The sequence below is a fragment of the Mesorhizobium sp. B2-4-7 genome (assembly GCF_006442685.1).
Lineage (GTDB): Bacteria > Pseudomonadota > Alphaproteobacteria > Rhizobiales > Rhizobiaceae > Mesorhizobium.
The window spans coordinates 305,446-318,296 of record NZ_VFVH01000003.1 but is presented as its reverse complement, the minus strand read 5'-3'; the positions used below and the strand labels follow the sequence as shown (position 1 = coordinate 318,296).

Sequence of the window (12,851 nt, the reverse complement as noted above, 5' to 3'; positions counted from 1 at the left end):
GCAACGCTTATTCTACCTCGCGCAGGCGGTAGCCGACGCCGGTCTCGGTGGTGATGTAGCGCGGCTGGTCCGGCGTCTTCTCGATCTTCTGCCGCAACTGCCGGACATAGACCCGCAGATACTGCACGTCGGTCGAATCGTTCCACACCTGCTTCAGCAGGAACTGGTGCGTGAGAACCTTGCCCGCATACTGCACGAGAATGCGCAGAATGTCGTATTCCTTGGGCGACAGCTTTACCTCCTTGCCCCCGACCTTGACGATGCGCTTGACCAGGTCGACGCTGAGATCACCGGTTTGGAACACCGGCCTCTCGCCCTGCTGCTGGAACTTGTGCCGCAGTGCCACGCGGATGCGCGCCACCAGCTCGTTCATTCCGAACGGCTTGGTGATGTAGTCGTCGGCGCCGAGTTCGAGCGCGTCGACGATGCCGGCCTCGTCGGCGCGGCTGGAGAGAATGACCACCGGGATATCGAGGCCGTCGTCGCGCCATTTGCGCAGCAGTTCATGGCCGCTCATGCCGGGCAGGCCAAGGTCGAGCAGCACGAGATCCGGTTTTTCCTGCACCATCAGCTCGATAGCCGCCTTGGCGTTCGGCGCCTCGCTGACCGCGTAGCCCTGGCTGGCGAGGCCGACCCGGAGCAACTTGCGGATCGGCGGCTCGTCATCGACGACCAGTATCCTGACGTTCGAATTGGTCATCGAGGCTGATCCGCGCTGGAGCCGATGCGATTGCCGGACAGTTCCGCCGGCACCGGCATCCTGATGGTGAAGGCAGCACCCGAACGGTCGGTCCGGTTGGCGGCCGAGATCGTGCCGCCCATCGCCTCGATGAAGCCGCGGCAGATCGACAGGCCGAGCCCGGTGCCGGCGCGCACCTGGTCGCCCTTGCGCACCCGGTAGAAAGTATCGAACACGCGCTCAAGATCCTGCGGAGGGATGCCCAATCCCTCATCCATGATCTGAAGCACGACGGAGCCGATGTCGGTCCAGCCCTGCAGGCGGATCGTCGAGCCGGGCGGCGAATATTTCGACGCATTGTCGAGCAGATTGAACAGGACCTGCTCGAACAACACAGGGTCGAGCTTCAGCATCGGCAGGTCGGGCGGAATATCGACCTCGATCTTGTGCTCGCTGGTGATCTTGCGGGCGCGATCGAGCGCGGTGCCGACGACGTCGCCGACATAGTGCAGCGCATAGTTCGGCTCCATCGCACCGGATTCGATCTTGGTCATGTCGAGCAGATTGGCGATGAAGCGGTTCAGCCGTTCCGCTTCGTCGACCACCGTCGACAGCAGCTCCGTCCGGTCCTGTTCGGGCAGATCAGGTGCGAACTCCCTGAGAGTGCCGGCCGCGCCCATGATGGCGGCGAGCGGCGTCTTTAGATCATGGGAGATGGAGGTCAGCAGCGCCGAGCGCAGCCTGTCGGCCTCGGCCGCGAGCTTGGCACGGTCAACATCGGCGACGAGCTGGATGCGCTCGATGGCGACCGCCGCCTGGTCGGCCAGCGCGTCGAGCAGCCGCTGCTGCTCGGGCGTCAGCAGCGGACCCTGCTTGTCGTTGTCGAGACCGACCACGCCGACCGCCGTGCGCCCGGTGCGCAGCGGCAGATAGAGCCGCTTCGCACCGGGCAGCGTATCGGCGCCGCGGCCGGCGGCGCGGTCGTGCTCCCAGGCCCAGCGGGCCGCGGCGATATCGGCCTCGGCCAGCGTATCGTCGGGCGGATAGCCCGCCTTGACGGTGATGGCGCCGTTTTCGGGCAAAAGCAGCACGACCCGCAATTTCAGCATGGAGGCGATCTGGAAGGCCGTGACCCACAGGACGTCGTCGAGCGTACCGGCGCCAGCCAGTTTCTTGGAAAACAGGTAGATGTCCTCCGTGGCCCGCGCGCGTGAGCGGGCGGCGACGGCCTGGCGCTGCACGCGCGCCGTCAGGTTGCTGGCGATGACGGCAACGACGAGGAAGACGGCAAACGCAACGATGCTCTCGGGATCCCTGATCGTCAGCGTGTAGCGCGGCTCGAGGAAGAAGTAGTTGAAGGCAAGGGCGCTCAGGAAACAGGCGTACAAGGCCGGCCAGAGTCCGAACGTCACCGCCGATGTCAGCACCGCCAGCAGCAGCACGATCGCCAGATTGCGCACGTCGAGGAACTGATCGAGAACCGTGCCGACGGCCAGCGAGCCCGCGACATAGGCCGTGGCGAACAGATACGGCCATATCTGGAACGGCCGCTGCTCGGCCGCCGTCCTGACCTTTCTCGATGCTGCGTCGGTATCGCGCTCGGTTCCCGAGATGACATGGACGCTGATGTCGCCGGCATTGCGGATCAGATCATAGGTGAGCGAGCCCTCGATCAATTCCCGCCAGCGCGACCGGGTCGGCCTGCCGACCACGATATGGGTGAAATTGTTCGCCGTCGCATGGCGCACGATGTCCTGCGCGACGTTCTGGCCCGGAATGGTCGTCACCTCGGCGCCGAGTTGCTCGGCGAGGCGCAGATGGTTCGCCAGCCTGTCCTTCTCTTCTTCCGACATGGCGGCCGAACGAGGCGTGTCGACATGAAGCGCCGTCCATGGCGCGCGGAGCCGGTCGGCCAGCCTGCGCGCATAGCGCACGCGCGCCGCCCCGCCCGGACGCGCGTCGAGGCAAACGAGCACCCTTTCCCCCGCCGCCCATGGGCCCTGGATGGCATGGGACTGCATGTGGTTGAGCAGTTGTTCGTCGACACGCTGGGCGGTGCGGCGCAGCGCCAGCTCGCGCAGCGCCGTAAGGTTGCCGGGCGAGAAATAGTTCTCGATGGCGCGCTGGGCGGTATTGGGGAAATAGACCTTGCCTTCCTCCAGCCGCTTGATCAGGTCGTCGGGTGTCAGATCGATGATTTCGACGTCGTCGGCCCGGTCGATGATGGAATCGGGAACCGTCTCGCGCACCCTGACCCGCGTGATCTGGGCGACGACGTCGTTCAGGCTTTCGACATGCTGAATGTTGAGCGTCGTGTAGACGTCGATACCGCGCGCCAGGATTTCCTGCACGTCGAGATAGCGCTTGGGGTGACGGCTGCCGGGCGCGTTTGTGTGGGCGAGTTCGTCGACCAGGACCAGTGCCGGGCGGCGTGCCAGGATGGCGTCTATGTCCATCTCGTCGAGGGTGCGTCCCTTGTATTCGACCGGGCGGCGCGGAATGACCTCGTAGCCCTCGACGAGGGCCAGGGTTTCCTTGCGGCCGTGCGTCTCGACCACGCCGATCACCACGTCGATGCCGTCGGCCAGCCTGGCGCGTCCCGACATCAGCATTTCATAGGTTTTGCCGACGCCCGGTGCCGCGCCCAGAAAGATGCGCAGACGCCCGCGGCCCTCGCGCTCGGCATGCTCGAGCAGCGCGTCGGGGGAAGGTCTGTTTTCGACGTTGCTTCTCTCGTCCGGCATCGGCATCCAGTTTGAACGGCGCCGGGGACGGTGTCGATCCCCGGCGCTGTCCTTCATTGCTTGGCTGTGTCGTCCAATGCGAGGTTGAGGGCCAGCACATTGACCACCGGCTCGCCCAGGACGCTGAGCTCCCGGTCCTCGACATGGCTGTCGACGAGCGCCTTGACCTTGGCTTCATCGATGCCTCTGGCCTTGGCGACACGTGGAATCTGGAAATAAGCGTCGTCGGGGCTGATATCAGGATCGAGCCCGCTGCCCGATGTCGTGACCAGGCCCATCGGAACCGGCGCATTGGGGTTTTCGGCCTTCAGCGCGCCGGCGTCTCCCTTGATGCGCTCGATCAGCTTGGGATTGGTCGGGCCGAGATTCGAGCCGCTGGAGGCGCCGGCGTCGTAGCCATTGCCGGCGGCCGAGGGCCGGCCGTGGAAATAGCGGTCGCTGGCGAAGGCCTGGCCGATCAGTTCCGAACCCACCACCTTGCCGTCCTTCTCGATCAGGCTGCCATTGGCCTGTTTCGGGAACAGCGCCTGGGCGACGCCGGTCATGCCAATGGGATAGATGAGCCCGGTCAGCACGGTGAAGAAGACGATCATGACGATCGCGGGTCTGATTTGCTTGAGCATCGGAATGATCCCTTATGCAAGACCGAGGGCCGTGACGGCCATGTCGATTATCTTGATGCCGACGAACGGCACGATGATGCCGCCCAGGCCGTAGACGAGCAGGTTGCGGCTGAGCAGGGCCCCGGCGCCGATCGCCCGGTATTTGACGCCGCGCAGCGACAGCGGGATCAGCGCGATGATGATCAGCGCGTTGAAGATGATGGCCGACAGGATGGCGCTCTGCGGCGTCGCCAGATGCATGATGTTGAGCGCCTGCAGCGGACCTGTGGTGTGGCCGGGTGCGACGTAGAACACGGCGAACATGGCCGGGATGATGGCGAAGTACTTGGCCACGTCATTGGCGATAGAGAAGGTGGTCAGCGAACCGCGCGTCATCAGCAGCGCCTTGCCGATCTCGACGATCTCGATCAGCTTGGTCGGATCGCTGTCGAGGTCGACCATGTTGCCGGCCTCCCGCGCCGCCACCGTGCCGGTGTTCATGGCGACGCCGACGTCGGCCTGGGCAAGGGCCGGCGCGTCGTTGGTGCCGTCGCCGCACATGGCGACCAGCTTGCCCTTGGCCTGCTCGTCGCGGATCAGTTTCAGCTTGTCCTCCGGCGTCGCCTGGGCAAGGAAGTCGTCGACGCCGGCTTCGGCCGCGATGGCCGCCGCCGTCATCGGATTGTCCCCTGTGATCATCACCGTGCGTATGCCCATGCTGCGCAGCTCGGCGAAGCGCTCGCGGATGCCGCCCTTGACGATGTCCTTGAGGTGCACGATGCCGAGCAGGCGTCCGTCGCGCTCGACCGCAAGCGGCGTGCCGCCCGATTTGGCGACCTCGTCGGCGATCGCCTGGAGATCCCTGATCGTATCGCTGTTCGGGCGCGTTGCGTGGCTGGCTGATGTCGTCTGGTTGACATGGGCGAGCACGGAATCGACCGCGCCCTTGCGCACGGAGGAGCCGTCTATGTCGACGCCGCTCATCCGGGTCTGCGCGGTAAAGGGCACGAAGGTGGCGTGCAGTGTCGCCATGTCGCGGGCGCGGATGGCGTATTTCTCCTTGGCCAGCACGACGATCGAGCGGCCTTCCGGCGTTTCGTCGGCGAGCGAGGCAAGCTGTGCCGCATCGGCCAGTTCCTGCTCGGTGACGCTCTTCACCGGGCGGAATTCGGTCGCCTGGCGGTTGCCGAGTGTGATGGTGCCGGTCTTGTCCAGCAAAAGCGTGTCGACGTCGCCCGCGGCCTCCACGGCGCGGCCGGACATGGCGAGCACATTGAAGCGCACCAGACGGTCCATGCCAGCGATGCCGATGGCCGACAAAAGCGCACCGATAGTGGTCGGGATCAAGGTCACGAACAAAGCGACGAGCACCGTGACCGGGATATAGCCGCCCGAATAGGAAGCGAAGCTCGGGATGGTAGCGGTGGCCAGCACGAAGATCAGCGTCATGCCCACCAGCAGGATGTTGAGCGCGATCTCGTTCGGGGTCTTCTGGCGCTCGGCGCCCTCGACCAGCGAGATCATGCGGTCGAGAAAGGTGTGGCCGGCGGCGGCGGTGATGCGCACGCGAATCCAGTCGGAGAGCACCTGCGTGCCGCCGGTGACCGCGGAGCGGTCGCCGCCGGATTCGCGAATGACAGGCGCCGATTCGCCCGTGATCGCCGCCTCGTTGACCGAAGCCACGCCTTCGATCACCTCGCCGTCGGAGGGGATGATGTCGCCGGCCTCGACCAGCACGGCGTCGCCCACCTTCAGGCTGGTGCCGGGCACCAGCTTGAATTTCGTCCGGTCCTCGCCGGTCAGGAGCTTGGCCTGGGTCTCGGTGCGCGCCTTGCGCAGCGAATCGGCCTGCGCCTTGCCGCGGCCTTCGGCGACGGCTTCGGCGAAGTTGGCAAACAGCACGGTGAACCACAGCCAGATGATGATCTGGATGGTGAAGCCGAGATTGCTGCCGCCGCTGGCGAGGTCCTTGACGAAAAGCACTGATGTCAGCGCCGAGACGACAGCAACGACGAACATCACCGGGTTCCTGGCCAATGTGCGTGGGTTCAGCTTTTTGAAGGCGCCGCCGATGGCGGGCCACAGGATGCCGGCATCCATGATGCTGGCTGATTTCGACTGGCTCATTTTGAAGCTCCAGCTTCGGTGTTGTTGGACGGCACCGAGCGGTCGGATGCCGAAAGAAGATGCGGAAGCCCGTAGGCCAGCAACCACAGAACGATCATGACGGCGGCGATGCCGAGGAATGTCGACATGGTGGGGAAAGGAGGAGGCCGTTCCTCCTTTCCGTTGTCGGCGGGATGGCGATCGTTGCGATGCCTGTTGTTGAACCAGGACATTTCCGTTTCAGCCAAGACACTTCCGTCTCAGAATGTCTGCCCGTGGATGGCGGCCAGATGCTCGACGATCGGCCCGACGGCGAGCGCCGGGAAGAAGGTCAGGCCGCCGACGATGACGATGACGCCGACCAGCAGCCCGACGAACAGCGGGCCGTCGGTCGGGAACGTGCCGGCCGAGGCGGAGACGGTCTTCTTCGCCGCCAGCGAGCCGGCGATGGCGAGCGCCGGGATGATGACCAGGAAACGGCCCATGAGCATGCCGAGACCCAGCGTGATGTTGTACCAGGGCGTGTTGCCGGTGAGGCCGCCGAAGGCCGAGCCGTTGTTCGCCGCCGCCGACGTATAGGCGTAGAGGATCTCGGAGAAGCCGTGCGGACCGCCATTGGCGATCGACGCCACGGCGCTCGGCAGGACCACCGCGATGGCCGTGAAGGTCAGCATCGCCAGCGGCAGGCACAGGATCGCCAGCATCGCCATCTTGACCTCCTTGGCCTCGATCTTCTTGCCGAGATATTCGGGCGTGCGCCCGACCATCAGGCCGGCGACGAAGACGGCGATCAGGATGAACATCAGGATTCCGTAGAAGCCGGCGCCGACGCCGCCGACGATGACTTCGCCGAGCTGCATGTTGATGAGCGGGATCATGCCGCCGAGCGCGGTGAAACTGTCATGCATGGCATTGACCGCGCCGCAGGAGGCCGCCGTGGTGATGACCGCGAACAGCGCCGAGAGCGCGATGCCGAAGCGGGTTTCCTTGCCTTCCATATTGCCGCCGTCGATGCCCAGCGCATAGACCAGCGGATTGCCCGCGGCTTCCGCCCAATAGCAGACGGCAACCCCGGCGATGAACAGCGCGCCCATGGCGGCCAGGATCGCCCAGCCCTGGCGCTGGTTGCCGACCATGCGGCCGAAGACGTTGGTCAAGGCAGCGCCGATGGCGAAGATCGACAGCATCTGGATCAGGTTGGAGATGGCGTCCGGATTCTCGAAGGGATGCGCGGCATTGGCGTTGAAGAAGCCGCCGCCATTGGTGCCGAGCATCTTGATGGCGATCTGCGAGGCGACCGGCCCGACGGCGATGGTCTGCTGCGCGCCTTCGAGCGTGGTGGCGCCGACATAGGCTCCCAGCGTCTGCGGCATTCCGAGCCAGACATAGACCAGGGTGAGCACGACGCAGAGCGGCAAAAGCACGTAGAGCGTGGCACGGGTCATATCGACCCAGAAATTCCCGATCGACTTGCCGGAAGCGCTGGCAAAGCCGCGGATCAGCGCCATGGCGATGGCGATGCCGGTGGCCGCCGACAGGAAGTTCTGCACGGTGAGGCCGGCCATCTGCACGAGATAGGACATCGTGCTCTCGCCGCCGTAGTTCTGCCAGTTGGTGTTGGTCATGAAGCTGGCCGCGGTGTTGAAGGCGAGCCCCGGTTCGACCGCGCTCATGCCGGCCGGGTTGTAGGGCAGGCCGCCTTGCAGGCGCTGGAGGAAATAGAGCGCCAGGAAACCGGCAAGGTTGAACAACAGCATGGCGGCGGCATAGCCCGTCCAGTGCTGCTCCTGGTCGCCGGTTCCGGCCAGGCGATAAAGGCCCCGCTCGACGGGGCCGAGCACCGGCGACAGCAAGCTGCGGTCGCCGGTGAAGACGCGATGCATGTAGCCGCCCAGCGGCTTCACGAGCAAAACCAGGATCCCGCAATAGAGGAGGATCTGTATCCATCCGTTGATAGTCATGATTTGGCTTTCCGTGCGCCGGTCAGAAGCGTTCCGGGCGGATCAGTGCGTATGTCAGGTAGGCGAGCAGGAACAACGTCACGCCGCCACCGAGGATGTAATCGACAAGCATGGTCCGATCTTCCGCTCAAATTCTGTCGCAGGCTTTGACGTAAGCGAAGGACAGGGCAAAAAACAAAACCGCTATCCCGAGAACAACGATGTCCATTGTGCTTGTTCCTTGCTTTCACTTTTCCACTTTGCGCCCGCTCGAAGCAGCTCGGCGATTACATGAAAACGCCCCGCCCACTTGGATTGGTGGCGGCGTCTGACGTTTTTCTCAAAGCGGAATATGGTCCCGATCGCCATAAAGGTTCGAGACGGGGCAAAGCGGAAAGAAATAGGAATCTTATAAAGATTTTCGGCGGAATGAGTTTGAAGTGGTGAACGCGTCCTGGCGCTCCAGCGATATCGTCAGTCGTAAGGGGTAACAGGTTGGCCGACGAAACGGCTCGCCGCCGGTAAACGCATTCTACCCCTGCGGCTCGACCGCCTTGAGGGTCACGCCTTCTTTACGAACTCGGTTTTGAGCACGAGGCCCTTCACTTGCCTGGTACTGCATTCGATCTCACCGGGATTACCGTTAAGGCGAATGTTCTTCACCAACGTGCCCCGCTTGATCGTCTCCGAAGTGCCCTTGACCTTGAGGTCCTTGATCAGCGTAACGAAATCGCCGTCACTCAACTGAGCGCCGTTGCTGTCGCGCACCATTACATCGTCCGGCATGCCATCTCCTGTGATCGGGATTACCACTACCAGATCACCAGGAATTCCAAAACCGGGTCGTGTGCGGACAGCTGCTTTTTTAATCGTGCAAGCCGGTCGGCAAGGTTGATGACCCTGCCCTCCTACGCTGAAGCTTCGGAGGGCATCCTGCTTCGCGTCGTCGATTGAGCCAATCCTGCGAAGCTCGAAGAGCGAAGCAGGATGGCGGAGAGAGCGGGATTCGAACCCGCGTTACGGTTTCCCGTAAACACACTTTCCAGGCGTGCGCCTTCAACCACTCGGCCACCTCTCCGTCCTTGCCTTTCGCGTCGGCCGGTTTCGCCGCGCGGGTTGGGGAGATGCTCTCCCTTTGGGGATGCGTGCGGAACTGCCCGCACCGGGCGCCGCCAACCAGCGGACGCCCTGCCCGCACCTGAGCCGTCGAAGCAACAGGCGCGGGGCTCATCTAGTCGATCCGGCGCCGAATGCCAAGCCATAACGGCGGTCAATTCGCTTTGCCGGCCACACGGCGTTCATGGGGGCCGCCGGCACGTCCGTTTGGAGTCCCGCCACTTCAATCGCTGCTTGATGATGTGCACGGGCAAGGCTGCGAGGCCAGCCGCGCTTGACTTCGTCCCGAGCGGCCTGTCGAGTGTCCGAAAGGCTTTGCGGGGGGCATCGTCGCAACATGACGTCAAGCAGCGGAATTCCGGGCGGTAGGCCGGACAACGGACAGCCACCGGCCGAGGGAAAGATCCCGGCCCGACATCTGGACAGCGGACTTTCCTATGTCCCGGTGGGCTGGCTGGTTATCGTTATGGCCCTGTCGGTCTATTGGCTGGCGTCGGCCTTGTGGCTGGTGGGGAGTTCAGGCCTGCCGGACGCCGTTTTCTATTTCCTCTTCAGCGGGCTCGTCGCCGACGTCATCACCATCCTATGGGGACTTTACCTGCTCGGCCTCGCCTTCGGCCGTTCGGCGCGCTTCCCCAGCCACTTCACCATCTGGCAGGCCGCCACGATCATATGGCTGCTGGCAAGTCACGCTTACGCACTTGCCGTGCCGGGCTTCGTCTTCTCCGCCAGAAGCCTGGCCATCACCGCCGCCGAGATCGCCATCGGCCTGCTTTGCATCTACCTGTTGCGCCGCGGCTCCGGCGCCGAGACCGTTTATGCCAAGCCGCGAGCCGAAGCGCCGTCGGTCTTCGTTTCCATTGTCGCCGCGCTGCTCGGCATCATCCTCGGCGCGGTCGTCGGCGCGGTGGGCGGTTTCCTGGCCGGTTCGCTCATCGCCGATGTCACCGACGTGAGTTGCTTCGAGGGTGCGTGCGGCTACTTCGCCGCATTCATCGGCCTGGCCGGGCTGGTGGTCGGCGCCATTGCCGGCGGCATTCTCGCCGTCTGGCTCGCCAACCGGCGCAAGCGCAGGCCGGCCGGCTAGGCTGCGTCGGCCGCGATTCAATTCGCGTGCCGTGATTGCGAACGGGGCCCATGCGCTCTATTTCTCATTTCGGAACACCGCCGGAGATCCTCGGGAAGATGTTGAGGATCGGCCAGGGGAAAGGTCTCTGATGTTTCGCTTCGTCTTTCGTCTCGCGGCCATGGTCGCGCTGTCGATTTCGGTCATCATGGCGGTGCTTGACACGACACGCACGGTGGCCGCCTCGGCACTGGTGCTGACCCCGCTCAATGCAAGCTGGCTGGCCGTGTCGCCCGACACGCGCGCCGCCTTTGAAAGCTTCGTTCGCGCCAAGGCCGGCCCGCTGCTATGGGACGGCGCCATCGCCTGGGTGCTCAACCAGCCGGGCTTTGCCGTGTTCGCGGTGCTGGCCTTGCTGCTCTATGCCATCGGCTACAGGCGGCAGCGGCGCACCGGGCAGTTCGCCTGAAGGGCACGGGCATCGCACCCCGCCATGCTTTTCCAAAAGGTCAAAATTCCACGTGAATTTTGTTTCGGGCCGTGCCAGATTGCCGCTGAGCGGGAGGGGAATATACACTCCTGCCTGACGTCGCGCGCATGCCGCAGAACCGGGCAGGCGGGCGGGGCGTAACGGAAAAAAATAACCGACAGGGTGTGGATCACATGAAACGTATCGTTCTCGGCCTTCTGGCCGCAACTGCAATGGTTCTTCCGGCTTTCGCCGCGGATGTGCAGCCGGCCATCCTTTATGATCTCGGCGGCAAGTTCGACAAATCCTTCAACGAGGCGGCCTACCATGGCGCCGAAAAGTTCAAGACCGAGACCGGCGTCCCCTATGTCGAGTTCGAAGTGTCCAACGCTTCGCAACGCGAGCAGGCGTTGCGCCGCTTCGCCGAGGACGGCCACAACCCGATCGTCATGGCCGGCTTCGCCTGGGAGGATGCGCTTAAGAAGGTCGCGACCGAATATCCTGACCTCAACTTCGCCATCATCGACGATGCCGTCGACCTGCCCAATGTCCGCTCGCTCGTATTCAAGGAGAATGAAGGCTCCTATCTCGTCGGCATCATGGCGGCGATGGCCTCCAAGACGAAGAAGGTGAGCTTCGTCGGCGGCATGGACATTCCGCTGATCCGCAAGTTCGAATGCGGCTATGTCGGCGGCGCCAAATCGGCAGGCGCGACCGACGTCATCCAGAACATGACCGGCGACACGCCGGCCGCCTGGAATGACCCGGCCAAGGGCGGCGAGATCGCCAAGACGCAGATCGACCAGGGTTCCGACGTGGTCTATGCGGCCGCCGGCGGCACCGGCGTCGGTGTGCTGCAGGCGGCGGCTGATGCCGGCAAGCTCGGCATCGGTGTCGATTCCAACCAGAACGGCCTCCAGCCCGGCAAGGTCCTGACCTCGATGCTGAAGCGCGTCGACGTTGCCGTCTACACCGCCTTCATGGACGGCAAGAACGGCACCTTCAAGGGTGGCGTCGAAAATCTCGGCCTCAAGGAAGGCGGCGTCGACTACGCCATGGACGACAACAACAAGGCGCTGGTGACCGACGAAATGAAGGCGGCGGTCGAGAAGGCCAAGGCCGACATCATCGCCGGCAAGGTCGAGGTGCACGACTACACCGCCGACAACGCCTGCCCGTATTGATCGGTAAGCACTAAGTTTCGAACCGCCGGGCCTTGTCCCGGCGGTTTTGTTTTTGGAAGACCTTGATGACATGCACCGAGGCAAGAGTGACGCCGATGATAGAACCCATGACCGAAAGCGACGTCGAGGCGATGGCACGATTGCGGGTTGCCGCCTTTTTCGAGGGTAGCGCAAGGACCCCGGACGAGGATGCCGCCGGGCTCCGCAGGCTGTTGGCCGGGGACGGCTTCGAGACGGCGCTTGTGGCCCGGATCGGCGAAGTATCGGTTGGCACATGCCTGCTGGTTCGCCACGAATTGGAACCTTCGCACGACCTGACGCCATGGCTTGCCGGCTTGGTCGTGGATCGCAACCACCGCAACAAAGGGATCGGTGGCGCACTGGTCCGGGCCATCGAAGCACATGCGGCGTCAATCGGTGCGGAGCGACTCTATCTCTATACGTGGGAAGCGCGTGATTTCTATGCTGGGCTCGGTTGGGTAGTCGTCGAGCCGTTTGAACAGGACGGTCACCCAATGCTGCTAATGGTGTGTGAGCTTCGGCTATAGCTGGCCCACCAGATAACCGAGCACGAAAACCGCGATCAGCAAGATGGCGATGACCGCGCCGCGCCGGCCGCCGAGCGCGTGCATGCCGACGCCGTAGGGTTGGCGTTCCAGCTTGCGGATTACCACCGAAGTTTTCGCCTCGTCATCGCCGGGCGGGCGCATCTGCGGCAGTTCGGCGAGGTGTTGCGTGATCTGCCGCCAGCGCTCCGCGCCACCGGCGGCTTCGGTGCGGTCGAAAACATGCAGGTGCTCAGCAAGCTGGACCACGGCATCGCGAAAGGCGGGATCGATCTCCAGATCGCGCTCGGCCCGTTCGCGCTCTGCATCGTTCATCAGGCCAAGCACGTAGTCGCCGGCTCTTGCGATGCGATCGCTGGCCATCGCTCGGCTTCCCTCC

At 64.0% G+C, this 12,851-nt stretch carries 13 protein-coding genes and 1 tRNA gene; 4 read left to right on the top strand and 10 right to left on the bottom strand.

Annotation, left to right across the window (positions count from 1 at the left end; all coding sequences use genetic code 11):
* Nucleotides 1-7: 7 nt before the first annotated feature.
* The 9 genes from FJ946_RS11680 to FJ946_RS11640 all read right to left on the bottom strand — a co-directional run bounded on the left by FJ946_RS11680 (nt 8) and on the right by FJ946_RS11640 (nt 9,149).
* Nucleotides 8-700 carry a response regulator transcription factor gene (locus FJ946_RS11680; RefSeq protein WP_140560272.1) on the bottom strand — a complete coding sequence of 231 codons (693 nt, stop codon included), beginning with the start codon at nt 698-700 and terminating at the stop codon, nt 8-10.
* Nucleotides 697-3,423 (bottom strand): sensor histidine kinase KdpD, encoded by a 2,727-nt coding sequence (locus FJ946_RS11675; RefSeq protein WP_140566148.1) that lies wholly within the window; start codon nt 3,421-3,423, stop codon nt 697-699. The genes FJ946_RS11680 and FJ946_RS11675 overlap by 4 nt, the downstream gene beginning before the upstream one ends.
* Nucleotides 3,424-3,476: 53 nt before the next feature.
* Complete coding sequence (kdpC, locus tag FJ946_RS11670; RefSeq protein WP_140566145.1) at nt 3,477-4,046, bottom strand: potassium-transporting ATPase subunit KdpC; 570 nt, start codon at nt 4,044-4,046, stop codon at nt 3,477-3,479.
* A 12-nt stretch (nt 4,047-4,058) separates the two neighbouring features.
* A complete protein-coding gene (gene kdpB, locus FJ946_RS11665; RefSeq protein ID WP_140566143.1) occupies nt 4,059-6,152 on the bottom strand; it encodes a potassium-transporting ATPase subunit KdpB in 2,094 nt (697 codons plus the stop codon).
* Nucleotides 6,149-6,379 carry a hypothetical protein gene (locus FJ946_RS11660; protein ID WP_224518924.1) on the bottom strand — a complete coding sequence of 77 codons (231 nt, stop codon included), beginning with the start codon at nt 6,377-6,379 and terminating at the stop codon, nt 6,149-6,151. Before FJ946_RS11660 ends, kdpB begins: the two co-directional genes overlap by 4 nt.
* A 12-nt stretch (nt 6,380-6,391) precedes the next feature.
* A complete protein-coding gene (gene kdpA / locus FJ946_RS11655) occupies nt 6,392-8,092 on the bottom strand; it encodes a potassium-transporting ATPase subunit KdpA (protein ID WP_140566140.1) in 1,701 nt (566 codons plus the stop codon).
* Nucleotides 8,093-8,114: 22 nt separating this feature from the next.
* Entirely contained in the window at nt 8,115-8,204 is a 90-nt protein-coding gene (gene kdpF / locus FJ946_RS11650) for a K(+)-transporting ATPase subunit F (RefSeq protein WP_015315765.1), read from the bottom strand.
* Nucleotides 8,205-8,632: 428 nt separating this feature from the next.
* The gene (locus FJ946_RS11645) at nt 8,633-8,857 is read right to left on the bottom strand and encodes an alkylphosphonate utilization protein (RefSeq protein WP_140566138.1); all 225 of its coding nucleotides are present in this window, start codon (nt 8,855-8,857) and stop codon (nt 8,633-8,635) included.
* 202 nt (nt 8,858-9,059) lie between these two features.
* A tRNA-Ser gene (locus FJ946_RS11640) sits at nt 9,060-9,149 on the bottom strand.
* A gap of 375 nt (nt 9,150-9,524) precedes the next feature.
* Here FJ946_RS11640 and FJ946_RS11635 point away from each other — a divergent pair.
* From FJ946_RS11635 to FJ946_RS11620, 4 genes are all read left to right on the top strand, one after another.
* Nucleotides 9,525-10,274 carry a hypothetical protein gene (locus FJ946_RS11635; protein ID WP_246673086.1) on the top strand — a complete coding sequence of 250 codons (750 nt, stop codon included), beginning with the start codon at nt 9,525-9,527 and terminating at the stop codon, nt 10,272-10,274.
* Between the two features lie 130 nt (nt 10,275-10,404).
* A complete protein-coding gene (locus tag FJ946_RS11630) occupies nt 10,405-10,722 on the top strand; it encodes a hypothetical protein (RefSeq protein ID WP_140513730.1) in 318 nt (105 codons plus the stop codon).
* 194 nt (nt 10,723-10,916) lie between these two features.
* Nucleotides 10,917-11,906, top strand: a complete 990-nt coding sequence (locus tag FJ946_RS11625; protein ID WP_140496350.1) for a BMP family ABC transporter substrate-binding protein — start codon at nt 10,917-10,919, stop codon at nt 11,904-11,906.
* Nucleotides 11,907-12,013: 107 nt separating this feature from the next.
* On the top strand, nt 12,014-12,454 hold the full coding sequence (locus tag FJ946_RS11620) for a GNAT family N-acetyltransferase (RefSeq protein WP_246673085.1): 441 nt from the start codon (nt 12,014-12,016) through the stop codon (nt 12,452-12,454).
* On the opposite strand, the gene FJ946_RS11615 is transcribed toward FJ946_RS11620, so the two are convergent.
* Complete coding sequence (locus FJ946_RS11615) at nt 12,449-12,835, bottom strand: hypothetical protein (RefSeq protein WP_140566135.1); 387 nt, start codon at nt 12,833-12,835, stop codon at nt 12,449-12,451. The genes FJ946_RS11620 and FJ946_RS11615 overlap by 6 nt on opposite strands.
* Nucleotides 12,836-12,851 lie beyond the last annotated feature (16 nt).

Excerpts from the sequence above, each read along its gene's own strand:
- FJ946_RS11680 (WP_140560272.1), bottom strand. The coding sequence starts at position 700 with ATGACCAATTCGAACGTCAGGATACTGGTCGTCGATGACGAGCCGCCG.
- FJ946_RS11675 (WP_140566148.1), bottom strand. The coding sequence starts at position 3,423 with ATGCCGGACGAGAGAAGCAACGTCGAAAACAGACCTTCCCCCGACGCG.
- kdpC (WP_140566145.1), bottom strand. The coding sequence starts at position 4,046 with ATGCTCAAGCAAATCAGACCCGCGATCGTCATGATCGTCTTCTTCACC.
- kdpB (WP_140566143.1), bottom strand. The coding sequence starts at position 6,152 with ATGAGCCAGTCGAAATCAGCCAGCATCATGGATGCCGGCATCCTGTGG.
- kdpA (WP_140566140.1), bottom strand. The coding sequence starts at position 8,092 with ATGACTATCAACGGATGGATACAGATCCTCCTCTATTGCGGGATCCTG.
- kdpF (WP_015315765.1), bottom strand. The coding sequence starts at position 8,204 with ATGCTTGTCGATTACATCCTCGGTGGCGGCGTGACGTTGTTCCTGCTC.
- FJ946_RS11645 (WP_140566138.1), bottom strand. The coding sequence starts at position 8,857 with ATGCCGGACGATGTAATGGTGCGCGACAGCAACGGCGCTCAGTTGAGT.
- FJ946_RS11635 (WP_246673086.1), top strand. The coding sequence starts at position 9,525 with ATGACGTCAAGCAGCGGAATTCCGGGCGGTAGGCCGGACAACGGACAG.
- FJ946_RS11630 (WP_140513730.1), top strand. The coding sequence starts at position 10,405 with ATGTTTCGCTTCGTCTTTCGTCTCGCGGCCATGGTCGCGCTGTCGATT.
- FJ946_RS11625 (WP_140496350.1), top strand. The coding sequence starts at position 10,917 with ATGAAACGTATCGTTCTCGGCCTTCTGGCCGCAACTGCAATGGTTCTT.
- FJ946_RS11620 (WP_246673085.1), top strand. The coding sequence starts at position 12,014 with ATGACCGAAAGCGACGTCGAGGCGATGGCACGATTGCGGGTTGCCGCC.
- FJ946_RS11615 (WP_140566135.1), bottom strand. The coding sequence starts at position 12,835 with ATGGCCAGCGATCGCATCGCAAGAGCCGGCGACTACGTGCTTGGCCTG.